The organism is Mesorhizobium sp. B3-2-1 (assembly GCF_006439515.1).
In the GTDB taxonomy this organism is placed as follows: Bacteria; Pseudomonadota; Alphaproteobacteria; order Rhizobiales; family Rhizobiaceae; genus Mesorhizobium.
This window is the reverse complement of the sequence record NZ_VFTI01000003.1, coordinates 199,727-224,709: the sequence shown is the minus strand read 5'-3', so window position 1 is coordinate 224,709 and position 24,983 is coordinate 199,727. Positions and strand designations below refer to the sequence as shown.

Annotated in this window: 25 protein-coding genes and 1 tRNA gene; 15 read left to right on the top strand and 11 right to left on the bottom strand. The window is 62.0% G+C overall.

The genetic code is table 11. The features are described 5' to 3' along the window. Nucleotides 1-57 precede the first annotated feature (57 nt). The 6 genes from FJW08_RS04715 (at nucleotide 58) to FJW08_RS04690 (ending at nucleotide 5,883) form a co-directional block, all read left to right on the top strand. On the top strand, nucleotides 58-1,146 hold the full coding sequence (locus FJW08_RS04715) for an ABC transporter ATP-binding protein (protein ID WP_140809199.1): 1,089 nt from the start codon (nucleotides 58-60) through the stop codon (nucleotides 1,144-1,146). A 34-nt stretch (nucleotides 1,147-1,180) separates the two neighbouring features. After that, complete coding sequence (locus tag FJW08_RS04710) at nucleotides 1,181-2,470, top strand: PotD/PotF family extracellular solute-binding protein (protein ID WP_140809197.1); 1,290 nt, start codon at nucleotides 1,181-1,183, stop codon at nucleotides 2,468-2,470. A gap of 90 nt (nucleotides 2,471-2,560) precedes the next feature. Next, a complete protein-coding gene (locus FJW08_RS04705; RefSeq protein WP_140809195.1) occupies nucleotides 2,561-3,472 on the top strand; it encodes an ABC transporter permease in 912 nt (303 codons plus the stop codon). Nucleotide 3,473: 1 nt separating this feature from the next. Beyond that, nucleotides 3,474-4,292 (top strand): ABC transporter permease, encoded by an 819-nt coding sequence (locus tag FJW08_RS04700; protein ID WP_140809193.1) that lies wholly within the window; start codon nucleotides 3,474-3,476, stop codon nucleotides 4,290-4,292. A gap of 2 nt (nucleotides 4,293-4,294) precedes the next feature. Beyond that, complete coding sequence (locus FJW08_RS04695) at nucleotides 4,295-5,041, top strand: aspartate/glutamate racemase family protein (protein WP_181182841.1); 747 nt, start codon at nucleotides 4,295-4,297, stop codon at nucleotides 5,039-5,041. Between the two features lie 5 nt (nucleotides 5,042-5,046). Continuing rightward, nucleotides 5,047-5,883 carry a GNAT family N-acetyltransferase gene (locus FJW08_RS04690; RefSeq protein WP_140809190.1) on the top strand — a complete coding sequence of 279 codons (837 nt, stop codon included), beginning with the start codon at nucleotides 5,047-5,049 and terminating at the stop codon, nucleotides 5,881-5,883. Between the two features lie 29 nt (nucleotides 5,884-5,912). Here FJW08_RS04690 and FJW08_RS04685 read toward each other — a convergent pair whose 3' ends face one another. Next, nucleotides 5,913-8,213 (bottom strand): exopolysaccharide transport family protein, encoded by a 2,301-nt coding sequence (locus FJW08_RS04685; protein ID WP_140809188.1) that lies wholly within the window; start codon nucleotides 8,211-8,213, stop codon nucleotides 5,913-5,915. 256 nt (nucleotides 8,214-8,469) lie between these two features. Here FJW08_RS04685 and FJW08_RS04680 point away from each other — a divergent pair, with 256 nt between their 5' ends. The 5 genes from FJW08_RS04680 (at nucleotide 8,470) to FJW08_RS04660 (ending at nucleotide 13,196) form a co-directional block, all read left to right on the top strand. Then, the gene (locus tag FJW08_RS04680; RefSeq protein WP_140809187.1) at nucleotides 8,470-9,033 is read left to right on the top strand and encodes a polysaccharide biosynthesis/export family protein; all 564 of its coding nucleotides are present in this window, start codon (nucleotides 8,470-8,472) and stop codon (nucleotides 9,031-9,033) included. A gap of 11 nt (nucleotides 9,034-9,044) precedes the next feature. Beyond that, nucleotides 9,045-10,175: a glycosyltransferase gene (locus FJW08_RS04675; RefSeq protein WP_140809185.1), complete on the top strand. Its 1,131-nt coding sequence runs from the start codon at nucleotides 9,045-9,047 to the stop codon at nucleotides 10,173-10,175. An 87-nt stretch (nucleotides 10,176-10,262) separates the two neighbouring features. Further along, complete coding sequence (locus FJW08_RS04670; RefSeq protein WP_140809183.1) at nucleotides 10,263-11,798, top strand: undecaprenyl-phosphate glucose phosphotransferase; 1,536 nt, start codon at nucleotides 10,263-10,265, stop codon at nucleotides 11,796-11,798. Further along, nucleotides 11,795-13,129: an O-antigen ligase family protein gene (locus FJW08_RS04665; RefSeq protein ID WP_246682208.1), complete on the top strand. Its 1,335-nt coding sequence runs from the start codon at nucleotides 11,795-11,797 to the stop codon at nucleotides 13,127-13,129. Before FJW08_RS04670 ends, FJW08_RS04665 begins: the two co-directional genes overlap by 4 nt. Next, nucleotides 13,120-13,196: transfer RNA gene (locus FJW08_RS04660), tRNA-Pro, on the top strand. The genes FJW08_RS04665 and FJW08_RS04660 overlap by 10 nt, the downstream gene beginning before the upstream one ends. A gap of 1,296 nt (nucleotides 13,197-14,492) precedes the next feature. Here FJW08_RS04660 and FJW08_RS04655 read toward each other — a convergent pair. Further along, the gene (locus FJW08_RS04655) at nucleotides 14,493-14,858 is read right to left on the bottom strand and encodes a hypothetical protein (protein WP_140809181.1); all 366 of its coding nucleotides are present in this window, start codon (nucleotides 14,856-14,858) and stop codon (nucleotides 14,493-14,495) included. Between the two features lie 570 nt (nucleotides 14,859-15,428). On the opposite strand from FJW08_RS04655, the gene FJW08_RS04650 reads away from it, so the two are divergent. Continuing rightward, on the top strand, nucleotides 15,429-16,355 hold the full coding sequence (locus FJW08_RS04650; protein ID WP_140809179.1) for a dienelactone hydrolase family protein: 927 nt from the start codon (nucleotides 15,429-15,431) through the stop codon (nucleotides 16,353-16,355). A 249-nt stretch (nucleotides 16,356-16,604) separates the two neighbouring features. Here the strand turns inward: FJW08_RS04650 and FJW08_RS04645 are convergent, their stop codons facing one another. Together FJW08_RS04645 and FJW08_RS04640 are read right to left on the bottom strand one after the other, a co-directional pair. After that, nucleotides 16,605-17,066 carry a YbaK/EbsC family protein gene (locus FJW08_RS04645; RefSeq protein ID WP_140809178.1) on the bottom strand — a complete coding sequence of 154 codons (462 nt, stop codon included), beginning with the start codon at nucleotides 17,064-17,066 and terminating at the stop codon, nucleotides 16,605-16,607. A gap of 185 nt (nucleotides 17,067-17,251) precedes the next feature. Next, a complete protein-coding gene (locus tag FJW08_RS04640; protein WP_140755349.1) occupies nucleotides 17,252-17,536 on the bottom strand; it encodes a helix-turn-helix transcriptional regulator in 285 nt (94 codons plus the stop codon). A 233-nt stretch (nucleotides 17,537-17,769) separates the two neighbouring features. Here FJW08_RS04640 and FJW08_RS04635 point away from each other — a divergent pair, with 233 nt between their 5' ends. From FJW08_RS04635 to FJW08_RS04625, 3 genes are all read left to right on the top strand, one after another. Further along, nucleotides 17,770-18,384, top strand: a complete 615-nt coding sequence (locus FJW08_RS04635; protein WP_140809176.1) for a hypothetical protein — start codon at nucleotides 17,770-17,772, stop codon at nucleotides 18,382-18,384. 184 nt (nucleotides 18,385-18,568) lie between these two features. Beyond that, a complete protein-coding gene (locus FJW08_RS04630; protein ID WP_140755353.1) occupies nucleotides 18,569-18,766 on the top strand; it encodes a hypothetical protein in 198 nt (65 codons plus the stop codon). A 263-nt stretch (nucleotides 18,767-19,029) separates the two neighbouring features. Then, nucleotides 19,030-20,007, top strand: a complete 978-nt coding sequence (locus FJW08_RS04625) for an ATP-grasp fold amidoligase family protein (protein WP_181182834.1) — start codon at nucleotides 19,030-19,032, stop codon at nucleotides 20,005-20,007. Between the two features lie 72 nt (nucleotides 20,008-20,079). Here the strand turns inward: FJW08_RS04625 and FJW08_RS04620 are convergent, their stop codons facing one another. The 7 genes from FJW08_RS04620 to FJW08_RS04590 form a co-directional block, all read right to left on the bottom strand. Continuing rightward, nucleotides 20,080-20,382, bottom strand: coding sequence for a hypothetical protein (locus tag FJW08_RS04620; RefSeq protein ID WP_140755358.1), 303 nt, complete (start codon nucleotides 20,380-20,382; stop codon nucleotides 20,080-20,082). Nucleotides 20,383-20,468: 86 nt separating this feature from the next. Next, nucleotides 20,469-21,008, bottom strand: a complete 540-nt coding sequence (locus tag FJW08_RS04615) for a MerR family transcriptional regulator (protein ID WP_127280880.1) — start codon at nucleotides 21,006-21,008, stop codon at nucleotides 20,469-20,471. A 215-nt stretch (nucleotides 21,009-21,223) separates the two neighbouring features. After that, nucleotides 21,224-21,547 (bottom strand): integration host factor subunit alpha, encoded by a 324-nt coding sequence (locus tag FJW08_RS04610; protein ID WP_006201891.1) that lies wholly within the window; start codon nucleotides 21,545-21,547, stop codon nucleotides 21,224-21,226. 101 nt (nucleotides 21,548-21,648) lie between these two features. Then, nucleotides 21,649-22,620: a beta-ketoacyl-ACP synthase III gene (locus tag FJW08_RS04605; RefSeq protein WP_140809174.1), complete on the bottom strand. Its 972-nt coding sequence runs from the start codon at nucleotides 22,618-22,620 to the stop codon at nucleotides 21,649-21,651. A gap of 9 nt (nucleotides 22,621-22,629) precedes the next feature. Continuing rightward, on the bottom strand, nucleotides 22,630-23,700 hold the full coding sequence (plsX, locus tag FJW08_RS04600) for a phosphate acyltransferase PlsX (protein ID WP_140755362.1): 1,071 nt from the start codon (nucleotides 23,698-23,700) through the stop codon (nucleotides 22,630-22,632). A gap of 113 nt (nucleotides 23,701-23,813) precedes the next feature. Beyond that, nucleotides 23,814-24,362 (bottom strand): DUF177 domain-containing protein, encoded by a 549-nt coding sequence (locus FJW08_RS04595; RefSeq protein WP_140809172.1) that lies wholly within the window; start codon nucleotides 24,360-24,362, stop codon nucleotides 23,814-23,816. Between the two features lie 3 nt (nucleotides 24,363-24,365). Further along, nucleotides 24,366-24,908: a ubiquinol-cytochrome C chaperone family protein gene (locus FJW08_RS04590; RefSeq protein WP_140809170.1), complete on the bottom strand. Its 543-nt coding sequence runs from the start codon at nucleotides 24,906-24,908 to the stop codon at nucleotides 24,366-24,368. Nucleotides 24,909-24,983: the final 75 nt, after the last annotated feature.

Below are 24,983 nucleotides of genomic sequence, written 5' to 3'. Positions count from 1 at the left end.
ATCCCCGGATTGGCACGCCTGATGCTTTGTTTAGTGCGACCAAACGGGGAAGCCTGAATGTCCAAAGCAGCAGAGATCGACATCGTGTCCGTTTCGAAAGTCTATGGAACGACGACCGCCGTCGAGGACATCAGCCTGAAGATACCGGCAGGCGCCTATTGCTGCCTGCTCGGCCCCTCCGGCTGCGGCAAGACCTCGACGTTGCGCATGATCGCTGGTCACGAAAGCATCTCGTCCGGTGACGTTCGCCTCGGCAACACCGTCGTCACCGACCTGCCGCCGGCCAAACGCGGCACGGCAATGATGTTCCAGTCCTATGCGCTGTTCCCGCATCTCGACCTCATCGACAATGTCGCCTTCAGCCTGAAGATGAAGGGCGTCGACAAGGAGCAGCGCCGCGCCAAGGCGCTCGACATGCTGAAGCTGATGCAGATGGAAGCCTATGCGACGCGCCGGCCCGCGCAGCTTTCCGGCGGCCAGCAGCAGCGCGTGGCGCTGGCGCGAGCGCTGATCACCGATCCGGAAGCGCTGCTGCTTGACGAGCCGCTGTCGGCGCTCGACCCGTTCCTGAAGATCCGCATGCGCGCCGAACTGAAAAAACTGCAGGCTTCGCTCGGCATCACCTTCGTCCACGTCACCCACAGCCAGGAGGAGGCCATGGCCTTGGCGGACCTGATCGTGGTGATGAATGACGGCCGCATCGAACAGGCGGCACCTCCGCGCGAGGTGTTCGAACGGCCGGCCACGGCCTTCGTCGCGCGCTTCATGGGTGACCACAATGTCATCTCCGGCCGGGTCACCGGCGCACGTGATGGCATGGTCGTCTTCGACGTCGTTGGCGGCGGCTCGCTCGCCGCCCGCGGGCAGGGCCGGGAGCCGGGTGCGCCGATCGACATCGCCATCCGTACGGACCATGTGCGCATTGGCGACGCGCCCGCGCCCGGCCTCGGCTTCACCGGCATTGTCTCCAACATCGAATACCGCGGCGCCACGGTGAAACTGTCGGTCACCGGCGCCGGCATAGACGACTTCACCGTGATTGTCGACGATTCCGACTTCTTCGCCCGGCCCGTCGCCATTGGCGACGCCGTTCCGCTCGCCTGGGATTCGCAGGATGCGATCATCCTCGGCCATCTTCATTCATGAATTCAACGAAGCAAAACAAGACAGGGGAATACGCATGACAAACACATCGAAAACCAAGACAGGCATTTCGCGCCGCTCGCTGCTCAAGACAGGTGCCGCCGCCGTCGGCTTTGCCGCCGGCTCGGGCGTCATAACGGGCTTTCCGACCATCTGGGCGCAGTCCAACATCACGCTGCGCCAGTTCGGCACCGGCGTGTCGAATCTCAACGCCATCGCCGACAGGTGCAAGGCCGATCTCGGCATCACCCTGGAGATGACGGCAACCGATTCCGACGCCGCCGCCCAGCGCGCCGTGACGCAGCCAGACAGTTACGATATCGCCGACATCGAATACTGGATATGCAAGAAGGTATTCCCCACCGGCGTGCTGCAGCCGATGGATGTCAGCAAGCTGAAATATTACGACGAACTGGTGCCGCTGTTCAAAACCGGCAAGCTCACACCCGACAGCGTGATTGCCCAGGGGACCGCGCCGCACACCGTTGGCTACGTCGAGGCGCAGGATAGCAAGACCTTCGCCAAGGCACCGACCAACTGGTTCACCATGGTGCCGACCATCTACAACGCCGACACGCTTGGCATCCGCCCCGACCTCGTCGGCCGTGACATCACCACCTGGGCCGACATCATGGACCCGGCCTTCAAGGGCAAGACCGCGATCCTCAACATCCCGTCCATCGGCATCATGGACGCGGCGATGATCATGGAAGCGACCGGCAACATCAAATATGCCGACAAGGGTAACATGACCAAGGACGAGATCGACAAGACGATCGACTTCCTGATCAAGGCCAAGCAAGCCGGCCAGTTCCGCGCCTTCTGGAAATCCTTCGACGAGAGCGTCAACCTGATGGCATCGGGCGAAGTCGTCATCCAGTCGATGTGGTCGCCGGCCGTCGCCGCCGTGCGCTCCAAGGGCATCGCCTGCCGCTTCCAGCCGCTCAAGGAAGGCTACCGCTCATGGGGCGGCGGTCTTGGCCTCGCGGCCCATCTCAAGGGCGCCGAGCTCGACGCGGCTTATGAATACATCAACTGGTACACGTCGGGCTGGGTCGGCGGATACCTCAACCGCCAAGGCTACTATTCGGCCAACATGGTCTCGGCCAAGAAGTTCATGTCCGACGACGAGTGGGGCTACTGGATCGAGGGCAAGCCGGCCAAGGGCGAGATCAAGGCGCCGGACGGCACCGTCATGGAGAAGGCCGGCGCCGTACGCGACGGCGGCTCCTTCGAAGAGCGCATGGGCAAGGTCGCCTGCTGGAATTCGGTCATGGACGAGGACCGCTACATGGTGAAGCGCTGGAACGAGTTCATCGCGGCGTAAGTGAAACAACAAGCACCTCCTCTGCCCCTTCTCCCCTTGCGGGAGAAGGGAAAGCGGCTCAGGCCGCGTCGCCAAGAACCGAGAGCATTGATGACAGTCGCGCTCGAACGCCCCGCAATCGCCGCCGCGAAACCAGCCCGACGACGACGCTTGTCAATCGGCGTCGTCACGCCCTATCTCCAGTCGGCGCCTCTGGCGCTGATCCTCGGCTCGTTCCTGCTCCTGCCCATCATCATGATCGTCGTCGTGTCCTTCTGGGACTACGACTTCGCCTCCATGTATCCGGACTTCCTGACCACGAACTATTCCGATGTGCTGGGCTCGTGGGTCACGTGGAAAACTTATCTCAACACCATCAAATTCGCTGTTGTCGTCTGGGCGCTGACCTTGTTCATCGGCTTCTGGGTTGCCTATTTCCTCGCCTTCCATATCCGCACCACGGCCATGCAGATGGTGCTGTTCCTGGTCTGCACCGTGCCGTTCCTGACCTCCAACATCATCCGCATGATCTCGTGGATCCCGGTGCTCGGCCGCAACGGGCTGATCAATTCGACCCTGGTGCATCTGGGCCTGGTGCCCAAACCCATCGAATGGCTGCTCTACTCTGAATTCGCGGTCGTGTTGGCCATGGTACATCTCTACACGCTGTTCATGGTGACGCCGATCTTCAACACGCTGATGCGCATCGACCGCTCGCTGGTCGAGGCCGCGCGGGATGCCGGCGCGTCCGGCTGGCAAGTGCTGTGGAACGTCATCATCCCGCTGGCCAAGCCCGGCATGGCGATCGGCACCATCTTCGTGGTCACGCTGGTAATGGCCGATTTCTCCACCGTGCAGGTGATGTCGGGCGGCCAGAGCGCATCCGTCGCGCTCATGATGAAGAACCAGATGTCGCTGCTGCAATATCCGGCGGCCGCCGCAAACGCCGTAGTGCTTTTGGTGCTCGTGCTCCTGATGGTCGCCGGCATCCTGCGCATCGTCGACATCCGGAGGGAACTGTGACGTGAGCCACGAAAAACGCACCCTCGAATTCTACGCGCTGGCGGTGTTCTTCGCGCTGTTCGTACTGTTCCTCTATGGGCCGCTGTCGGCGATCCTGATCCTCTCCTTCCAGGGCGAGACCGGCGGCCTCACCTTCCCGCTCAACGGCGTGTCGCTGCATTGGTTCGCCAATCTGTTCGAGCGCCAGGCGGTCGGCGATTTCGGCGGCAGCTTCAAGCGCTCGCTGGTTCTCGGCCTCATGGTGATGATCGTCACCGTCGTCGTCTCGCTGCTGGCCGGGCTGGCCTTCCGCCAGAAATTTCGCGGTGCCACCGCCTTGTTCTACTTGGCGGTCGCCAGCCTCGTCGTACCCTCGATCATCATTTCGCTGGGCATCGGCGTCGTCTTCCAGCAGGTCGGCTTCCGTCCGGCCTGGTATACGTCGGCCTTCGGCGCGCATCTGACCTGGACCTTGCCGTTTGGCGTGCTCATCATGTTCGCCGTCTTCAACCGCTTCTCGCCTGCCTATGAGGAAGCCGCGCGCGACCTTGGCGCCTCATCCTGGCAGACCTTCGCCCATGTCGTGCTGCCGATGATCGCGCCAAGCCTGATCGGCGTCGGCCTGTTCGGCTTCACGCTGTCCTATGATGAGTTCGCCCGCACACTGATGACCTCGGGAACCTTCAACACTCTGCCGCTCGAGATCTACGGCATGACCACCAATGTCACCACGCCGGTGCTCTACGCGCTGGGCACGGTGACCACCGTGTTTTCCTTCCTAGTGATCCTGGCGACGCTAGGCGCCATCCTCTATGTCGGCCGCCGCCGGACCAGAGCGTGACAGTGCAGATACTGGTGGTAAATCCCAACACGACGGCGAGCATGACCGAGACGATCGCGGCAGCCGCGCGCAGTGTCGCCGGTGCCTGGACCGAAATCGTCGCCGTCACCTCGTCCATGGGACCGGCCTCGATCGAGGGCTATTATGACGAGGCACTGGCCGTGCCCGGCCTGCTCACGGAGATCGCCGCCGGCGAACGTGCCGGGGCGCAGGCCGCGATCATCGCCTGCTTCGACGACACCGGCCTCGATGCCGCCAGAGCCATGGCCGCCATTCCCGTCATCGGCATCTGCGAGGCAGCACTCAGCACGGCCTGCTTCATTGCCCAGCGGTTCACTGTCGTAACCACCACCGAACGCTCGCGTGTTCCGGTCGAGGGGCTGGTGCAACGCTACGGCATGTCCGCTCGGGCGCGCGTGCGGGCCGCCGAGATTCCGGTACTGGCACTTGAGGACCCGGCTTCAGGAGCGGTTGGCAAGCTCCGCGACGAGATCGCCCGGGCCGTGGAGGAGGATCGCGCCGAGGCCATCGTGCTTGGCTGCGCCGGCATGGCGGATCTTGCCCACAGGTTGCAGAGCGAGTTCGGTCTGCCTGTCGTTGACGGCGTCGGAGCCGCTTTGAAGCAAGCCGAGGCCCTGGTGGCTCTTGGCCTCTCGACATCGAAGCGCGGTGCTTATGCGAACCCGCTCGCCAAGCCCTATCGTGGTATGCTGAAATCGTTCTCCCCAGGAGCAGTCGCTGCTGAGTAAGCACCATGAAACCGATCATCCGCACGCTGTCGCTGGCAGAATTGGCCGATCTCGTCGACTGGGCGGCCGCGGAGGGTTGGAACCCCGGCCTTGACGATGCGGCAATGTTTCAGGCAGCGGATCCCAGGGGTTTCATCGGTGCCTTTGCCGGCAGCGAAATGGTTGCCGGGATATCGGCGGCAGCCTATGGGCGCGATTTTGGTTTCATCGGCCTCTACATCTGCCGGCCGGACATGCGCGGCAAGGGCTATGGCAAGGCGGTATGGACCGCGGGCATGACAAGGCTGGCCGGGCGCACCATCGGCCTCGATGGCGTCGAAGAGCAACAGGCCAATTACGAGAGCAAAGGGTTCAGGCCGCTCTACGAGACCATTCGTTACAGCGGGCGCCCTGCAACCTTGACCATCGGCGCCGAACGGCCTCGCACGGTGACCGCGCAATTGGTGCCAGACATCATCAGGTATGACGCACTCTGCTTTCCCGCGTCCCGCCATTCCTTCCTGCAGCGATGGCTGCAGCCGCCGCATCGCGCGCTGGCAGCAATCACGCCGCGGGGGACGGCCGGTTACGCGGTAGCGCGATCCTGCCGCAGCGGCTTCAAGATCGGCCCGCTCTTCGCCGACGATACACGGACCGCACTGGATTTGCTCGACGACCTGGCGAGCGCCTGCGAAGGTGGCGACCTTCACATCGACGTTCCGGCCAGCAAGGTGGATTTCATCGCGGCGCTCGTGGCGGCAGGCTTCTCATCGACCTTCACCACCACGCGCATGTACAAAGGCCCGCCGCCGAGGCTCGACGCCAACAGAATATTCGGCGTGACGACCCTGGAACTGGGATAGGCCTGACGTGCCTTCGAGTGGCAGCTCTTTCAGGCTGCTGAACGCCGCCCCGGCACCGGGTTGCCTGGCGGCTCGTGGCCGAGCGGCGTCACCAGCGTCAGGTCGGGATAGCCGCTCTCGATCAACTTGACCGCGGCCTGCGTCACCTCGTCGTCGGCCTCCAGCATGGACAAGAATACCTCGGTGGCCTCGCCGCCCAGACGGCTGATGCCTTGTGCGTCGGCCGGGCCGCATTCGACCACCACCAGGTCATAGGCTGTTGTCAGCGACTGCATGATGATCGGCAGCCTATCGGCGGCGCGCATGGCACGGACCGGATCGGCGGTGCCTACCGGGATGACATGGCAGTCGGAATAGAGGTCGGCATGGATCACGTCGCTGAACTGCGCCTGCGACGCCAGCAGATTGGTGATGCCGGGGAAAAGCCCGCTGTCCAGCATCGGCCGCGAAGCAGCACCGGAGGCAGTGAGGTCGAGCAGCAGGACGCGCAGACCGGCGTCGGAAACCTCGCGCGCCACCAGGATCGCCGACGCCGCCGCCTCGTCGCCCTCGGGGGAAACGAATATGGCACGCGCGGCCCCGCTGGCGATCAGCTTCTCGGCAGCCTTCTCGACGTCGATCTCGCCGAGCACGGAACGCGGCCGCCGAACCTCCACGACGGGCTCCGGCGGCTCAGTCATGGGCTCAGGCTCGGCAACGGGTTCAGATTTGGCCAAGGATTCAGGTTCGGCGACAGGCTTCTCTTTGGCGACAGGCTCGACCTCGGCGGCAGGCCGCGGCTGCGTCGGTGCAGCCGCTTCGGGCCATGACGGCTCGGCGGCGCGATTGGCGAACTCGTTGGCGACTACCGGCTCCGAGCGGGTGAATGGCTCCTGATAAGCGGCTGGCGGCATCGCCACCTCGTCGATCGGTTCAAACCGCGCTCCGCTGGCCGGGCGCATGGCGCGGCCCGAGAAGAGCTCCCGAAGCAGCGTGAACACCGCCGCCAGCAGAAGGGAAGCCGCGGCGGCAGCACCGACGATCGGCCCGATCTTGGGGAAGTACGGCTCGGAGGGAACGGAAGCCGGCGAGGCGATGCGAGCGTCGACCGGAACATAGTTGCGATCCTGACGCGACGCCGCCTCGCGATAATTGGTCAGGTAAAGTTCGAGCTGCTGGCGCTTGGCGGCGGCATCGCGCTGCAGCGCGTCGAGCCCGACCTGCTGCTCGCCGGCCTGCGCCGAAGCAGCCTTGAGCGTGTTGACGTCGGCGACAAGCTGGCTTTCGCGCGCCTTGGCGGCATCGGCCTGCATCGCCAGCCCCTTCATGATCTTCTGGGCTTCGCTGCGAATCTGCGCATCGAGATCGGCCAGTTGTGATTTGGCGGCGCGAATACGCGGATGATTGTCGAGCAGCGTCGTCGACAGATCGGCGATGTTGGCACGCAGTTCGACCTGCCGCTCCCGCAAACGCTGGATCAGATCGGAAGACAGCACTTCCGGCAGTGAATCCAGCGATCCGCCATTCTGCAGTGCCTTGCGCACGCTCTCGGCCGTGCCTTCGGCAGCGGCGCGGTTGGCCCGCACCCGCGACAACTCGGTCGACAACTCGGCCAATTGCTGGGTGGCCAGGGTGGAATTGTTACCGCCCATCAGAAGGTCCGACTGGGCGCGGTAAGCCGCGACCTTGGCTTCGGCATCCCTGACCTGCTTGGACAGGTCGGCGATCTCGGGCGCCAGGAAGTCCGCGGCGGCGGTGTTCGATTCGCTCTTGGCCGCGCCTTGCCCAGCTATGTAAGCGGCGGCAATGGCATCGGGGATGGAGGCGGCAAGCTTGGGATCTTCCGAAGAGAACTCGATGGCAATGATGCGAGTCTTTTCAACGCCGTAGACGTTGAGCTTCTCGCGCATCTTCTTCAGCACGCGCTCGTCGGTTGGAACGTCCATCGGGTCGCTTTTCAATCCAAGCAGGATCAGACCGCGGCTCAGGGACGACATGTTGATCGTTTCGTCGAACTCAGGCAGTCGTGACAGGCCGAGTTTCTGCGCCACCTGTTTGAGGATTTCGTTGGACGAAATTATCTGGACCTGGGTAGCAACGCCCTGCTCGTCGAGGATCGGCTTGTCGCCGTCATTGTTGCTGCCGGCCGGACGGGTGTAGACGGATTCACGTGGAGCGATCTCCACCTGCGTCTCGGCCTTGTAATACCGGGTCGCGAACGACGCGGCCGCGAAGGCAAGTCCCGTCACGACGAGAACGAAGACCAGGATCCGCAGCCAGTTCCGCCCCAGGCTGGCAAAGAGCTGCCTGAGATCAACATCGACGTCTGCGGCCGCGGATTGAACGGACATGCATCCCTACTCCGAAACTGGGTCGGGATGCACCGTAAACAACTATGGTAACTCAGCCGTTAAGATCACGGTAAGCTTCCATTAGGGTTTACTGGCGGGTGACAGCAAAAAATCGATAAAATCGCAAAACCTTGTCTGCTGATCGCTATTGGCGGGGCTCCTTTACCGGCCATTAACCCTAACAGGATGATAACGGGCGCGATCCCAGATGTTTGCTGCGACGCCGCAGCGGCCAGTCGAAGGTACCTGTCCGATCATGAAAAGCACTGCTTCCCTCTTTCGCGCACTGCTTGCCGTGTCGATGCTCGCGGGCTGCTCCAGCTACCGGCCGACTCCGGCCGCCTTTCACGAGGTCCTCGACCAGCCCTATCGTCTCGGCGCGGGCGACCGTGTCCGCGTCACCGTGTTCGAGCAGGACGGCCTGACCAATAGCTACAGCGTCGACCAGTCCGGCTACATCTCCTTCCCGCTCGTCGGCGCCATACCGGCACGTGGCCACACCGCGCAACAGATGGAGAAGGAGATCGCCGACAAACTGCGGCAAGGCTATTTGCGCGACCCCGACGTCTCGGTCGAGATCGATCGTTACCGGCCGATCTTCGTCATGGGCGAAGTGGGCGCCGCCGGCCAATATTCCTACGTGCCCGGCCTGACCGTGCAGAAGGCCATCGCCATCGCCGGAGGCTTCACGCCACGCGCCAACCAGGAGAGCGTCGACATCACCCGCGACATCAACGGCAAGGTGCTAACCGGCCGCGTGGTCACCTCCGATCCGCTGCTGCCGGGAGATACCGTCTACGTCCGCGAACGCCTGTTCTGAACAGACACCTCGTGGCGGGCAAGCTCAGGATCGTCCACTGCTTTCGCTCACCCGTCGGAGGAATTTTCCGGCACGTGCGCGACCTGACGGAAGCGCAGGTCGCCGCCGGCCACATGGTCGGCATCGTCTGCGACTCGACCACCGGCGGCGAATTCGAGGAGCGTCTGTTCGAGCAGATGAGGGACATGCTGGCGCTCGGCATCCATCGCACGCCAATGCAGCGCCATGTCGGCCCGGGCGACCTGACCTCGGCCCGGCGCACCTACAGGATCATCAAGGAATTGCGGCCGGACGTGCTGCACGGGCACGGCGCCAAGGGTGGCGCCTATGCCCGTCTGTTCGGCTCATTGTTGCGGGTATCAAGGTCTCGCGTAGCCCGCCTCTATTCGCCGCATGGCGGCTCTCTCCACTATGACGAGAACACAGCCACAGGAAAGCTGTTCTTCGCGCTCGAGTATCTCATGGCACGCTTCACCGATAGCCTGCTGTTCGTGTCCGACTACGAGCGGCGGACCTATCGCAGGAAGGTGGGCGAGCCGCCGATCCCGAACACGCTGGTCTACAATGGACTTCGCGCCACCGAATTCGAGCCGGTGACCGCCAGGGCCGACGCGGCCGATTTTCTCTATATCGGCATGATGAGGGACCTCAAGGGCCCCGACATCTTCATCGATGCCCTGGCCGCCGCCGCTCCCCGGCTCGGGCGCGCGCCGAATGCGGTGATGGTCGGCGACGGCGACGACCTGCCCCGCTACCACGCGCAGGTGAAGCGCCTGGGGCTTGAAGGCAATGTCCGCTTCCTGCCGCCGATGCCGGCCCGGGAGGCCTTTGTGCTGGCGGCGCTCGTCGTCGTTCCCTCGCGCGCCGAAGCCATGCCCTATACCGTGCTGGAGGCACTTGCCGCGGCAAGGCCAATGATCGCGACCTCGGTCGGCGGCATACCGGAGATTTTCGGTTCGGGCTCCCCTGCCCTGATCCGGCCGGATCCGACTGAGCTCGCCGAGAAGATGAGCCAGGCGCTGGGCGACCTTGCCGCCTATCGCAAACTCATGCCCGATGACTCCACGCTCAGGGCGCGCTTCGGCGCCGACGTCATGGCCGCCGAAATCGAGAAGGCCTACTTCGCCGCGCTCGAAAAGTAGTTCAGGCTCTTCCAAAGCCACAGGTTGTTTCAAGGGTTTCTTAGCTCTCTTTTGCTAATCACCCAGGGAAAGCTTGCGGACAGTTCCATGAACGAAATCGACCCCGCGAACCGCTTTTCATCAGAAGCGGTGCGTCAATTCGACGGCCCTGCCGACGGCGACAAGCCCGGCGGCATGAACGACGTTGCCCGGCAGGTCGCGTCGCAATACCGGCGCGATACGATGTCGCCGATCATGGTCAGCGGCGTGCTGCGCATGGTCGAATTCGCGGTGCTGCTGGTCTCGGGGCTCTGCGTCTATTTCTACTACGTCGGATTCTTCAATTACCTCGCCTGGCAATATCCGCTGACGATCGCCGCCGCGTCGTTCCTCGCCGTGGTTCTGCTCGATGTCACCGATTGCTACCAGGTCGTGTCCCTGATGCGGCCGATCGCCAATTTTGGGCGCATCCTGTTGGTCTGGGCCGGGACCTTCGCCATGATGGCGTTGACGGCGTTCACCATGAAGATGTCGCAAGACTATTCGCGCCTGCTGTTCGGCACCTGGTTCGTCGTTGCCTTCGTCTGCCTTTTCGGTCTCAGGCTGGTGATGTCGAAGCTGATCCGGCGCTGGGCGCGCGATGGCAGCATGGAACGGCGCGCGGTCATCGTTGGCGGCGGCAAGGCGGCGGAAGTGCTCATCCGCTCGGTGGAAAAGCAGCCTTACAACGACATCCGCATCTGCGGCATCTTCGATGATCGCAACGACAAGCGTTCGCCAGCCCTCGTCGCCGGCTATCCCAAGCTCGGCACCATTTCGGAACTGATCGAATTCGCCCGCATCGCCCGCATCGACATGCTGATCGTGTCGTTGCCGCTGACCGCCGAATCGCGCGTGCTGCAATTGCTGAAGAAACTGTGGGTGCTGCCGGTCGACATCCGGCTGTCGGCGCATTCCAATGCGCTGCAGTTCCGTCCACGCGCCTATTCCTACATCGGCTCGGTGCCGATGCTCGATATCTTCGACAAGCCGATCAACGACTGGGACTCGGTCGCCAAACGCGCCTTCGACATCATCTTCAGTCTCGTCGGAATCGTCGTCTTCTTGCCGGTGATGCTTGGCACGGCAATCGCCATCAAGCTCGACAGCAAGGGGCCGGTTCTGTTCAAGCAGAAGCGGCATGGCTTCAACAACGAGGTGATCGAAGTCTACAAGTTCCGTTCCATGTACACCGACAGGTCGGACCCGACCGCCAAGCAGACCGTGACCAAGAACGATCCGCGCGTCACCCGTGTCGGCCGCTTCATCCGCAAGACCTCGATCGACGAACTGCCGCAGTTCTTCAACTCGCTGCTCGGCTCGCTCTCGCTCATCGGTCCGCGCCCGCACGCCATTGCCGCGCAGTCGCACAACCTGCTCTACAATGAGGTGGTCGATGGCTATTTCGCGCGCCACAAGGTCAAGCCAGGAGTTACCGGCTGGGCACAGATCAATGGTTGGCGCGGCGAAATGGACACCAACGAGAAGATCCGCATGCGGACCGAATACGACCTCTATTACATCGAGAACTGGTCGCTGCTGTTCGATCTGCGGATCCTGTTCCTGACGCCGATCCGCCTGCTCAATACGGAAAACGCCTATTGAGCGCGATCAGCCATGATCTGCCGCGCGCGGCGGTCAACGCCAAGCTGATCACGCTGATCTCCTCGAGCGCGGTCGTGCTCGGCATTCTTCTGTCGGGGTTCGTCATCAGCGAGCCGGCGCCTTACGAAATCTACATGGCCGGGCTGATCGCCATCTGGGCTCTGTTCGGCCTGAGGATTTCGCGCGCGGCCATGCCGCTGCTGGTGCTGCTTGTGACGATGAATATCGGCGGCATGATCTCCATGACGCAGATGGCGAACCTCGCCAACACGCCGCTCTACCTCGCCGTGTCGCTGTTCCTCGCCTTCAGCGCCGTGTTCTTCGCATCGGTCACCGCCACGCAGCCGAATCTCTACCGGCTGATCTTCAACGCCTATGTCGTCTCGGCGGTAGCGACGTCGCTGCTTGGCATAGCGGGCTATTTCCATGCCTTCCCGAGCGCGGAGATGTTCACCAAATACGACCGCGCCGCCGGCGCTTTCCAGGACCCGAACGTGTTCGGGCCGTTCCTGGTGCTGCCCGGCATCTACCTGCTCTATCTGCTACTGACCGGACCGGTCACGCGCATGCCGCTGCTGGCTATGCCGCTGCTTGTCATCAGCGCCGGCATCTTTTTCTCCTTCTCGCGCGGCGCCTGGGGCATGTTCGCGGTTTCGGCCGTCCTGCTCACCGGCTGCCTGTTCCTGCAGAGCGCCAGCGGCATGTTCCGGCTGCGCGTGGTGATCATGACCATTGCCGCGCTATCGCTGCTGGCCGTCGCCATCATCGTCATATTGCAGTTGCCTGGAGTGGCGGAGATGTTCTCCAACCGCGCCCATCTCGAACAGAGCTACGACACCGCCCGTCTCGGCCGCTTCGCGCGCTACACGATCGGTTTCCAGATGGCGATGGAGCATCCGTTCGGCATCGGGCCGCTGGTCTTCGGCACGATCTACGGCGAGGACACGCACGATATCTGGCTGAAGATGCTGATGGATTATGGCTGGCTCGGCTTCGTCTCGTTCCTGACGCTGATCGTCTGGACGATATCGGCGGGGTTCCGCATCCTGCTGCGCGACCGGCCCTGGCAGCCCTACCTCCTGTGCGCCTACGTCGCCTTCATCGGCAATATCGGGCTCGGCACCTTCATCGACATCGACCACTGGCGCCACATGTATCTGCTGCTTGGCTTGATCTGGGGAGCCATCGCCCTGGAATACCGCCACCAGCGGGAGTTGAGGCCGGTATTGCGGGCCTCGTTCAAGCCCGCGGTCGCGGCAAGACAATTATCGCGGAAATCGGTTGACCCGAGCCGGGTTATCACGATACATCGCGACCGGTCCGGAGTGTAGCGCAGCCCGGTAGCGCACTTGACTGGGGGTCAAGGGGTCGTCGGTTCGAATCCGGCCACTCCGACCAAAACAAAATCAAGGACTTATCCCCAAAGTCCGATTTTCAGATTTCCACCGAAAAAGCACCAAGGGTAACAAAAGGCCCGGAAGCCGAAGCCGCCGGGCTACATTCCAGCAAATGAGGGAAAGTCAGAGACCGCCGTAGCGCTCGTCCTCCGGCATGTCGCCGGCGTCCTGCTCGCCGTCTTCCAGCGCCCCAGCCGCCCGGCCACGTAATGGCGTGGTCTTGGTTCATGGCCATTGTCCAGCCAAGCGACGGCTCGCCCGTGCAGTCCTCGTTCATGCCGTCCTGATCGCCGAAGTCGCTGTCTTCCTGCTCTGTGTGCCGGCAAGTCTATAGTGGTCTGGAAGAAGGCGCAGGACGGCAACTGGCTGCTCTATCGCCATATCTGGAACGACGATCCTGCGAAATAGGCACTGCTCCGAACTCTGGGTGTACCCCGCCCGCCCGTCGCCGAGCACGGATGTACTGCCGGCGGCGGGAAACCTGATGTTGGCAGCGTCTGAACCCTGAAACTCGTGGGAGCCATCACCAGATTCGCATCCAGCTCAACGACGGGCTCTTGAAAACGATGGAAGAATTTCGAGATGTCCATGGATGGCATAAGAACTATTTACAGGGCGACGCTCGTCGTTGTGTTTAACACAATTTCGATAGGATAGCCGTGGTAATAGCTGGCTTCATAATTGCGTTGTGCGTTGCAGCGGACAATATGTCCCGCTTAGGATGGGGGTATCCGTGGTGGAGCCTCCTATTTTGCATTGTGTATATAGGAATAGCTATCGCGATTAATAGATCGATACCTGGCTTGCCGGGTACATAGAAGGTCTTAGGAAGGGCCATGGAAAGGGCGACGGGTCAGTTTGATCTCGCCCTCCGAAATTGCGGCCGCACCCGCGACCTATCGAGCGAGGAACACTCTCAGCCAATACGCCTGAAGCAGATTGACTATCCCAAACCGTCGATCTGGCACTCTATATCGAACACGACATCGCGGCGCTGGACACCAGCCTTCCGCCGAGTTGGTCCGGGACCCAAGCCTGATCACCGGAGCCACCGTCGCGCGTCCCGTCAAGCGCTGGCGCGCGCAGTCCGCAAGGGTTTGAGCGGAGCGTCCCTTGCGGACGAGCACGATTGCGCTAGGGACAAAGCAGCGTCGGCGGCTCCGGAGACCTCAGGCGGGCTGATCCCTGGTGAGTCCCGAGCGTTGTCTTCACGTTGGAGTCGGATCGCCTAGTGAATCCGAGCGACACTGCTCGTCGACCCGCCTCGCTGCACTTAAAGGCTCGGCGTTCCCTTTTTCTACATCGTGTCGGCTGGCGCGAAGAAACAGTTTTCGTCTTCTTCGGTGGGATGCAGGCAGATGTGGAAGTTATCATCTCCCGAAGGAATCACGACATCATAAGGAACGAAATAACGGTTCTGGTGAGTGACCTTCTGATGATCGCCCGGACGCAAGATGATGATATAGCCGTCCGGTCGCGGCGTCACCGTGCTGGCGGGAATCTTTCCGCATTCACCGGTGACTGTATCGCCGTGACAACAGGCAGGGGGATACGTCCAACTTCGACTGGCGCAGTGTGCTGAGGCAATACCGCTCTCAAGGGCTGCAACCGTGACCACCACGCTTGCCAGCCCTGCGCGTTGTCGCGCGCTGACCGTATGCATCGAAGGGCCCCCTTGCAGTGACCGCAGTCGTAATCACCCAAACTCGCGGACTCGCTAGGTGGCCCGCTGGACTTATGCCTGGCGTCATCTCCTAGATTAGCACTCCCTAATATGTTACACAAATGTCCGAGCCCATCCATAAGACAGCCACAGAGGAGGAATCGATATGACGCGCGACCGGATGATAGCTCACCGGCTCGCGGCAGATGCTGTTGCCAGCGACGCCGCCGAAAAATGGCCTTGGACGACATCAGCCACCGCCTGGGGACCATTCGGTGCATGCGGTCGGAGAACGATACTTGGTTGGCCTGGCAGGCGTAATCGTCACGGCTGCGGCACTGGTGTTTTTGAAACGTGATCGTCATGGGCCGAGGATGGTTGGCCCGCGGGGAGGTGAAATTATGGGTCGGTTCACTCTTTTGCTGACTGGACTTGCATTGTGGCTTGTGGCGTTTGTTACGCCTTCAAATGCTGAAGACTATACCAAGCCCGGACCGTTTGCGGTTGGCCTCCAGAAGTTTACGTTCTCCGACACGTCCGGCAAACGTTCAATGGCAGCCATGATCTGGTATCCTGCCGCCGGTCCCGCGCCAGACCCCCAACGCGGTTCTAGATGAATCGATTGATGCGCCTGCAGCGACAAGTGGTCCCTATCCGCTGGTGGTCGTGATCCATGGGCTTTCAGGCCTCGGCTACATGTTCGGTTCGGTGGGCCGGCACCTCGCATCCCATGGTTTCGTCGTCGCTGCTGCCGATTATGATACCGGACCCTTGGATTACGGAGTTTCCTGGGAAGATCGACAGGCGGTCTGGCTGCTCTACAATCGCCCGGCCAATGTGGTGCGGGTGATTGGGTACGCTGATATGTTGGGCGCCCCAGGTGGAAAGCTCGCCGGGGTCATCGACACCTCTCGCATCGGCGTCTGGGGATTGTCGACAGGTGGTACCACCGCGTTCCAGGCGGCGGGCGCACAAATTGATCTAAAGGCGCTGGATGCTTGGTGCGCTGCAAACAAAGACGACTCCAAAGCTTATGAAACGTGCCAATTCGTCGGCCACGAGCAAGCCATCGCAACGCACTATGGCGCTTCTGATCCGTTTGCGGCGCCAATGCCGCCCATCTGGGACAAGCGCGTGGCGGCTCTCGTCGCCGCAGCTCCGGGCGGCGAACTGCATGCGTTTGGCGACAAAGGCATTGCGGCGGTCAAGCTGCCGACACTGATAATGTTCGCTTCCGACGACACCGTTGTCTCGCCTAAATTCAACGCTTTGTGGGCGTATGACGGCATTGGTAGTCCAGATAAAGCGTTGGCCACGTTTGATCATGGCGGGCATACGTTTTTCATGAATTCATCGACGCCCAACTTCCATGAGGCGACAGCACTGGCTACCGCGTTCTTTCTCGCTGTCCTCAAAGGCAACCCCGCCGACAGGGCATCGTCGATGCGTGATGTGGCGTCGTTTCCAGACCTAAGCTATCGAACGACACTACACTAGACTGGGTAAGTTGACGTCTAAATGAAGCTTTGAATTGGGCTGCCGCCGATCTGGGGATCAACATAGATTTTGGTGGCGATTCGATTTCAGTGCCGAAGCAATCTACACTCTCAGTGGACACTCGGACTCCGGATAAGGTTCGAATCCGGCCACTCCGACCATTTTAAAGCAGGGACTTGCCCCCACAAGTCCGCCCCTCATTCTCGAATTGCCCATCCTGCCCGGCTCAACTCAGGATTGGATCCGGCACTAGGCCTGGCACACATCCACCCATTCCGCGCCAACCAGTTCGACCATCCTCTGCGGTGCAATCCGCACCGCGGCGTTGGTGGCGCCGGCGGCGGGTACGACCTCGGCGAATTCGTGCAGCGAGACGTCGCAATAGACCGGCAGCGGCGCCGGCAGGCCGAACGGGCAGACACCGCCCACCGGATGGCTCGTGGCAGCGACAACCTCTTGTGCGTCCAGCATACGCGGCTTGCCGCCGAACTGGTCCTTGAACTTGCGGTTGTCCAGCCTGGCGATGCCGCTGGTCACGACCAGCATGGTGCGCTCGCCGACGCGAAGGCAGATCGTCTTGGCGATCTGCGCCGGCAGGACGCCATGCGCTTCCGCCGCCAGCGTCACCGTCGCCGAACTCGATTGCGTGACAATGACCTCGATATCAGGCGCGTGAGCCGTGAAGAAGGCACCAACGGAGTCCAGGCTCATATCGAAAAACTCACGGTTCAGGCCCGATGCATGGCAGATGCGATCGGCGCGGATTTGGGGGCCGCACGTATGAACACGTGCGATCTGCAAATCGGCAAGCCCGGCTTGCCGGAGAATGCCATCGCGTCAACAAGAAACCCGCCAAGCGGGCCTTGGCGGGTTTCTTGGGCATGCCTGTCGCCGATCTATGCCTGAGGCCGGCCTTGTGCGGCCAGTGTCGGTGCGGCGGAAGCAATGGGAGCGTCCTGGGGCAAACGAAGCGCGGACGCGATACGACGCAGCTTCGCCGGGTCGGCCGCCCGGCCGCTTTCGATGTCCTCGATCTCGTCGACCGAGAGGCCGCAGGTCAGGGAAAGCGCTTCGAGGCTGTATCCGCGCGTTTCCCGCATTGCCCTGAGGGTGTTGTAATCTGGCCCGATCTCGTTGGCTAATGGTTCGGAAAGGGCGTGGTTTTTTGCATTGTTGGGCATTGGCAACTCCGTTGACTGAAAGCATTTGATCAAAATGGATGTTGCCTGAGACGAGCAGGAAGATGCCCTCTCGCCAGCGATTTGCCAAGCGCTGCCACGCCCTGCCCCGATCAAGTTGTTTTGAACGCCCGACCGGCTTTTTGCCCAGCAGTTTCGCCCCACCCGTTCGTTATCTCGACGTCGCTGGCGTGAAACCATCGCTTTCCGCCAGCCTTTCCCAAAAGGATACCCCCATGAACCTCAAGACATCCCTCTTCGTGCTCGGCACGATTTCCATGCTTTCCGGCGTCGGCGTGGCCAGCGCGCAGGCAGCTGACGCAGTGCGCGTGCGCGGCACGGTGGTCAGTTTCGAGCCCTCGCTGCTCGCCGTGAAAACCCGTCAGGGCGATGCCGCCGCGGTCAAACTGAAAGACGGCTGGAAGATTTCAGGCGTTGCCAACGCGTCGGTAAAGGACATCAAGCAGGGCGATTTCCTCGGCATCGCCTCTGTCTCCAAGGCCGACGGCGGCAGCGGCGCTCTGGAAGTGGTGATCTTTCCCGCAGCCCTGAAAGGCACTGGCGAGGGGGACCGCCCCTGGGACCTGGAGCCGAACAGCCGCATGACCAACGGCACCGTCGCCGACGTCACCGACATAAACGGGCGGGCCGTGACGCTGACCTATGACAATGGGCAGACGAAGAAGATCTCCATACCCGACGGCACGCCCGTCGTCACCTTCGCGCCGGCCGCGCCGACCGATCTCAAGCCAAGCGCGACGGTCTTCGTTCCCGCGCATCGCGAGGCTGACGGCACGCTCAGCGCCAGCCGCGTCGTTGTGGGCAACAATGGCGTGATCCCGCCGATGTAAGCCAAACAGCCGGCTTTCGACCCTGGCGATAACGGAGCAGGAAGCCGGTTTCCTCCGAAACAGTTCAGAAACAAGATTCTACAATCGAGAAATACTGACGAAAAAATTCAGGAGCGTAATTCCATTCGCGGCGGTCGGGATATCGGCCCGATTGATACCTGCCTGCGAAGAAAGGAAACGATCCATGAAGAAGTCCCTCCTCTCGGCCATCGGGCTTGCAGTTGCCCTCGTTTTCACGGCGCCGGTCATCGGTGCGACGAGCGCGGATGCGGCCATGATGGCAAAGCATCATCATCGCCACCACCATCATCGCTACCATCACCGCTACCACCATCGCCATCATCACCATCACATGAAGAAGGTTGTGAAGAAGGCATACTGAGCGTACCAGACTGCCAACGAGAAGACCGCCTTGGCTCATTGTTCAGGGCTGGTCTTCTCTTGGTCGTACAATGCCAAGCCGACATGAATGGGACCTATCGATTTTCGCCGAATGACAGCGCGGGCGGGATTTCTGGCGCCAATTGCCGATACCGCGACGACAGACGAAATCTTTCACGCGACGCCAAATCGCGATACGGCAAGGATATTTCCGAGCGGCATGCTGCGCCGGATCAGGCTTCGCCAACAGGCCAGGTATCCCCGATGACGGCCAAGGCCTATCTTTCCCGGACAGACCGCGTTGTCCTGTCGGTCGCGCGATTGTGGCTGACGCTGCGCCACCCTGTCCTCGTCGTACGATTTGTCATGAAACTGGGCTATCTGCCCAATACCGCCGTACCCAGCCGCTACCATGAGCTGTTGCTCTGGCGAAAAATCCTCGATCGCAACCCGCTGTTCGTGACGCTGACCGACAAGCTCGCGGCCAAGGTCCATATCCGGGACGCCTGTCCCGAGATCGCAATGCCAAAGACGCTTTGGTCCGGGCGCGACGCCACGGACATCCCACCGGGCCTGCTCGTTGGAGACGTCATGGTCAAGGCAAACCATGGCTGCGCAATGAACATATTCGTCTCCGACGGAGAACCAGATCGCACTGCCATCGTGCGCAAGGCGAGCCGCTGGCTCAAAAAGCGTTACGGCCGGCGCAATGGCGAATGGGCCTATTGGCCTGTCGTACCGACTGTTTTCGTGGAGGAGCGGCTGGCGCTCAGCAGCGGGACGATCGCCACTGACATCAAGGTCCATGTCTGCAGCGGGGTGATATGCCATGTCTGGGTGGAGGACAAGCACGCCAAGCGTTCGCTGCTGTTCGACCGGGAAGCCAATCCGTTGCCCGGCCGCGATCCGGACTATCCCGGCGAGGATCAGGTCTTGCCTGTCAATGCGCGGCTCATCGCCCATGTCCGCCAGGCGATCTCGATCGCGCCCGCCATAGCCGGCGACCTCGATTATGTCAGGATCGATTTCCTGGTCACCGACGAGCGTCTCCATGCCGGCGAGATCACCGTCTACTCGGCCGCCGGATATGGCACATGGACAAACCCGACGATCGCCGCGGAAATCGAGCGGCTGTGGCGGCTCGATCAATCCGCCTTCCTGCGCCGGCCGCACGCCGGTGTCGTGCGCCTCTATGCCGACGCGCTTCGTGCCAGATGCCGACGCGGCACGACAAATCGCTGATATGAATGGGAATGGCGGCCGGCCTGGAAAAGCGAGCCGCCATTTCTCTCTAGATTTGTCCTGGAGTAGCAGTCAGCGCCGGCCGAGCAGCAGGCTGGCGACTAGGCCGAGCACGACAAGGCCGACCGCGGCGGCCGCGGCCGGATGGTCGCGTGCCGATTTCTCGATCACCCTGCCCTGTTTGCGGATTGCCGGCATGGCATCGCGCAGGCGCTCCGCAAGATCCGAATACGCATCAAGAGCGGCATCACGGCCGTCTTCATAATAAGCGCCACCTCGCTTTGACACTGCCTTGCGCAACGCCGCGAGTTCCCTCGAGAGAGCCGCGACCTGCTTTTCCAGGTCGATGTCCGAAAGGGTCGAATATGATACCATCATCCGTTTCCTTGCTTCGCAGAAGGAAACGTAACGCCTCACCCGACCGCCGGTTCCGGTTTTCGGGACGTCGAAGCCACTCGCGGTCAGCGCACCTGGTCAAGCAGGCGCTTGCATTCCAGGAGGTCGAACAACGCCTCCTGCAGCAGCGCGCGATTGTCACGCGAGAGTTTCGACGCATCCGGCGCAACCGGACCTTCCTCGTCGCTCTTGCCCAGGCCGAAAAAGCGGCGGCTGGGCTTGACCCTTGGCTGGCCAACCAGTTCGTCATCTCCCCCGCGCGGCTGGGCTGCCGGCGTCAGCGGCACCTGATCGGCCTGCTTGCGCTGCGAAATCGCCTCGACGGCGGCCATGTCGCCATTGCCGATGGCGACCAGGAAATGATTGCCGTTTTCGCGCAGCAGCTTCTGCACGCCCTTGATGGTGTAGCCCTGGTCATAGAGCATATGGCGGATGCCCTTGATCAGTTCGACATCCTGCGGCCGGTAGTAGCGACGGCCGCCGCCGCGCTTCATCGGCTTGATCTGATTGAAGCGCGTCTCCCAGAAACGCAGCACATGCTGTGGCAGGTCGAGGTCTTCCGCGACCTCGCTGATGGTGCGGAAGGCGTCAGGGCTCTTGTCCATGGGCGAAATCCTCACGCTGGAGCGTGGCCAGGAACGGTCTTCAGACGAGATCAGGCTCAACGAAGAGAAGAGCTTGTTCCGCCAGCGCGGAATCGATCATACGCCAGAACACCAATCCGGCCATACCGCCGAATCGGATCTTATTTCAGCGGTTTGTGAAGCAATATTCAAGCCCGCCGTCATCGCGGCACCGGTTTTCAACCGTGCAATGAGGACTATTTGCCGCCCTTGGCCTTGCTGTTCTGGTGAGAACGCAAGATTCGGCTCTTCAACACGTTGGACGATTTGAAGGTCATCACCCGACGCGGCAGGATCGGCACTTCCTCGCCGGTCTTGGGATTGCGCCCGATCCGCTCATTCTTGGAGCGGACATGAAACGTCGCGAAGGACGACAGCTTCACCGTCTCGCCGCGCACGATCGCTTCACAGATTTCGTCCAGTACCGCCTCGACGAGTTCGGCGGATTCAGTGCGCGACAGACCGACCTTCCGGTAGACGGCCTCGGCCAGGTCGGCGCGCGTAAGTGTTTTTCCCCCCATGCGACCGTCCCATCAGTTCAAACACAAAATCGGCACAACAACAGCAGAGCCTAAGTAATTGATCCGGCAAGGTCAAGGACCGAAACCGGACCGTTCTCCACTTACCAGCGAACAAGAACCGCGCCCCAGGTGAAGCCGCCGCCCATCGCCTCCAGGAGCACCAGGTCACCCTTCTTGATGCGGCCATCGGCGACGGCCACCGACAGCGCCAGCGGTACGGAAGCAGCCGAGGTGTTACCGTGCAAATCGACGGTGACCACCACCTTTTGCTCCGCTATCCCGAGCTTTTTTGCTGAAGCGTCAATAATCCGTTTATTGGCCTGGTGTGGCACGAACCAGTCAAGATCGTCGGCGGTAATGCCAGCGGCCGAGAAGGTCGTCTCGATGACATCGGTGATCATGCCGACCGCGTGCTTGAAGACCTCGCGGCCTTCCATGCGCAGATGGCCGACCGTTCCCGTCGTCGACGGCCCGCCGTCGACGAAAAGCTTCTCCCTGTGCGCGCCGTCGGAACGCAGGCTGGCCCCCAGGACGCCTCGGTCGGCGATCGTGCCGGCCCCCTCGCCCGCTTCCAGAACGACCGCGCCGGCGCCGTCGCCAAACAGCACGCAGGTCGAGCGATCACTCCAGTCGAGGATGCGCGAAAAGGTCTCCGAGCCGATCACCAGCACCCGCTTTGCCAGGCCACCGCGGATATAGAGGTCGGCTGTCGTCACCGCATAGACGAAGCCTGAGCATACCGCCTGCAAGTCGAAGGCAAAACCGTGCTGCATGCCGAGCCGGTTCTGGATCTCGACGGCCGTGGCGGGGAACGTGTTGTTGGGCGTCGAGGTCGCCAGCACGATCAGATCGATATCGTCTGGGGTCAATCCGGCATCGGCAAGCGCGGCGCGCGCCGCGGCCTCGCCCAGGGAGGCCGTCGTCTCGTCATCGGCCGCGATATGGCGCTGGCGGATTCCGGTGCGCTGGGCGATCCACTCGTCGGAGGTCTCGACCATGCCTTCAAAATCGGCATTCTTCATGATGCGGCGGGGCAGCGCGGCGCCCGTGCCGCGCACAACTGATCTGATCAAAATTCTTTCCTATTCCTTTGCGTCGGTAACGACGTCGGATTTCCTAGCTGTCAGGGCATGCGGGTTGCGCGCATGAAACAGATCGAGGTCGGCCTCGATGCGGTCGAGCAGATTGTTGCGCACCATATCGTAGCCGAGTTCGATCGCCGCGGCGAAACCGTCCGAATCGGCGCCGCCGTGGCTTTTGACGACGATGCCGTTCAGCCCCAGGAACACGCCGCCGTTGGAGCGGCCGACATCCATCTTTTCGCGCAGGCGGTCGAAGGCGCCCTTGGCGAAGACATAGCCGATCTTGGCCATCAGGGTGCGGCTCATCGCGGCGCGCAGATAGCCAGCTATCTGACGCGCGGTGCCTTCCGCCGTCTTCAGCGCGATGTTGCCGGCGAAGCCTTCCGTCACCACGACGTCGACCGTGCCCTTGCCGATGTCGTCGCCTTCGACAAAGCCATGGTAGTTCATCGAGGCCATGTTGGCCTCGCGCAACATGCGTCCCGCTTCCTTGACCTCTTCCTGGCCCTTGATCTCTTCCACGCCGACATTGAGCAGGCCGACCGTGGGCCGGGCGACGCCGAATACGGAACGCGCCATGCCGGTGCCGAGAATGGCAAAATCGATGAGCTGGTGCGCGTCGGCGCCAATGGTGGCGCCCACGTCCAGAACCACACTCTCGCCACGCAATGTCGGCCACAATGCCGCAATCGCCGGACGTTCGATCGTGGCCATGGTGCGCAGGCAGAATTTCGACATCGCCATCAGCGCGCCGGTGTTGCCTGCGGAGATGCATGCATCCGCGGCGCCCGACTTGACCGCCTCGACCGCCTTCCACATCGACGACTTCCAGCGGCCATGGCGCAGCGCCTGGCTCGGTTTGTCGTCCATCCTGACCGCGATCTCGCAGTGGAAGAACTCGCTGACCTCGGCCAATTTGGGAAACTTGGCCAGTTCCGGGCGCACCAGTTCCTCACGTCCGTAGACGACGAAGCGGATGTCGGGACGGCGGGTCGCGACCGTCATGAGCGCTGGAATGACCACGGTTGGTCCGTGATCGCCGCCCATAGCATCGATGGAAATCCTGATCACGCGGTATTCATCTCACGGTTAGGCGGCAAGTCGTTTTAGCGATCGCAAAGGTTCGGCGAAAATAGCGGTTTTAGGCTGTCGCACAACCGACTTTTCCGTCGCGGGCGAGGTTTTCAGGATTTTCCCAGCAAGGATCGCAGTTTTTGCTGAAATTCATTCTCGGCCGATCCGGTGTCGTCACCGGCACCAAGCGACGCGCCTGGCTTGCGTGGATAGGGGTCGATCGCCAATCCGAAGAACTGTTCGGCAAGCGCCCCGACATCGATGATGTCGCCCGAAAATGTCTCGGGACTGTCGGGCCCGTCCGCGTCGAGCAGGATCTCGCCGCCGCCTTCGAATCCCTGCCGCCCGAGCTTGGAATCCTCGGGCAAGAGCAGTGCCTCGACCGGCTCATCGATATGCGCCTGGACGGGGTCGAGCGTGACGATGCAGGCCTGGGTTATGTCCGCCTCGACACGGCCGCTGACCTTGACGCCATTGCGCTTCCACGACGCTACGAGCAGTTCGGCGCGATAGGCTTCGACCGACAGCAGCCCGTGCGCCTCGGCGAGTGCCGCGCGCTGGGCAGCGTCAGCCTCGATCACCACGGGCAGCCCCTTCTGCGGCAGCCGGGCGACATTGGCGAAAAAGGATACCGGACTTTGCATATCGGCGTGTTTCATCGATCAGCCTCCGTTGGCTTCTGGAAATGCCACAGTGCCGGCAACGATCGATTCGGTCGGCTGCGCGCTCAGTTGCCGGCTGGCGCCGGCGACATACCTGGCCAAACGCGACGCTTCCGGCCAGGCGTCGGCGTCGGGACGGACGTTACGGGCAAGTGCCGCAGTCAGACCGTCATGATCGTCTCGTTCCAGCGCATCATCATAGGCGGCGGTGCGGCCATAGAACATCTTCGCCAGTTTCTTCATGCGTTTTGGCACGCCGACATCGCCAATGCCCAGTTCCCGCAAGGAATGATCGACGTCGAGGAAGAACTCGTCGATCAGCACCTGCGCGATCTCCTGCGCTACACCGTCCTCGCCGCGCATGCGGTGCTGGACCAGGAACATGTGCAGCGAAAGCATCTCGAAACGGCCAAGTGGCGTGTCCGGCACATTCCAGTGGGAATAAAAAACAGTCTGCCGCGCCGCCGCCACGATTTGTGCGTAAAGCGCCTCGGTGATGGCGCGGTTGGCGTGGCGTTCGCGGCCAAAAAGGCGCTGGAACATGGGGATGGTCTCCGGGGACCGTTTGTTGAATTGGCCTTGTTGCATCGGCAAGCAAGCTGGTTTACCGGTTTTGCG